At 61.5% G+C, this 1,002-nt stretch carries 1 protein-coding gene and 1 pseudogene; both read left to right on the top strand.

Annotation, left to right across the window (positions count from 1 at the left end):
* Positions 1-324, top strand: a pseudogene (gene glmU / locus QM600_RS29430) (bifunctional UDP-N-acetylglucosamine diphosphorylase/glucosamine-1-phosphate N-acetyltransferase GlmU); the annotation flags it as partial.
* Positions 321-1,002, top strand: a 682-nt coding sequence (prs, locus tag QM600_RS29425) for a ribose-phosphate diphosphokinase (protein ID WP_283265309.1), incomplete at its 3' end; no start/stop codon positions are given. The pseudogene glmU and the gene prs, both read left to right, overlap by 4 nt.

The following is a 1,002-nucleotide window of genomic DNA, read 5'->3' as shown; positions in this document are numbered from 1 at the left end:
ATCGGAGCTTCGAGCGTCTTCGTCAATTACGACGGGGTGAACAAGAGCCGTACTGTTGTGGGGTCGCACGTCCGGACCGGATCGGACACCATGTTCATCGCGCCGGTTCGAGTAGGTGACGGTGCCTACACCGGCGCCGGCACGGTACTGAAATTCGACGTTCCGCCAGGGGCTCTCGCAGTCTCGGGTGGGCAGCAACGCAATATCGAGGGTTGGGTCGAGAAGAAACGTCCCGGTACTCCTGCAGCCGTTGCAGCAGCTGCAACGGCTTCGGAATCAGAGCGCACAGATCAGCAAGTACAAAAGGATGGCATGAACCAGTGACCGCGAATTGGATCGACAACCAGAAGAACTTGATGTTGTTCTCGGGTCGAGCGCATCCCGAATTGGCTGAGCAGGTGGCAAAGGAACTCGATATCCGTGTCACCCCGCAGACCGCACGTGATTTCGCGAACGGTGAGATCTTTGTTCGCTTCGAAGAGTCGGTTCGCGGCTCCGACGCGTTTGTCCTGCAGAGCCATCCGGCGCCACTGAACACGTGGGTCATGGAGCAGCTCATCATGATCGACGCTCTCAAGCGTGGATCCGCCAAGCGCATCACCGCAGTTCTGCCGTTCTACCCGTACGCCCGTCAGGACAAGAAGCACCGCGGCCGCGAGCCGATCTCCGCTCGCCTCATCGCCGATCTGCTCAAGACCGCCGGCGCCGACCGCATCATCACGGTCGATCTGCACACCGACCAGATCCAGGGCTTCTTCGACGGCCCCGTTGATCACATGCATGCACAGGGCCAACTCGCCCAGTACGTGAAAGCGAACTACGGCACCGACAACATCTGCGTCGTCTCCCCGGACGCCGGCCGCGTCAAGGTTGCCGAGAAGTGGGCCGATGCGTTCGACGGCGCTCCGCTGGCGTTCGTGCACAAGACCCGCGACCCTCTGGTCCCCAACCAGGTGAAGTCCAACCGCGTGGTCGGCGACGTCAACGGCCTCACCTGCGTGC

Source organism: Rhodococcus sp. IEGM 1379 (genome assembly GCF_030056815.1).
Taxonomy (GTDB): domain Bacteria; phylum Actinomycetota; class Actinomycetes; order Mycobacteriales; family Mycobacteriaceae; genus Rhodococcus_F.
This window is presented reverse-complemented; position numbering and strand designations above follow the sequence as displayed.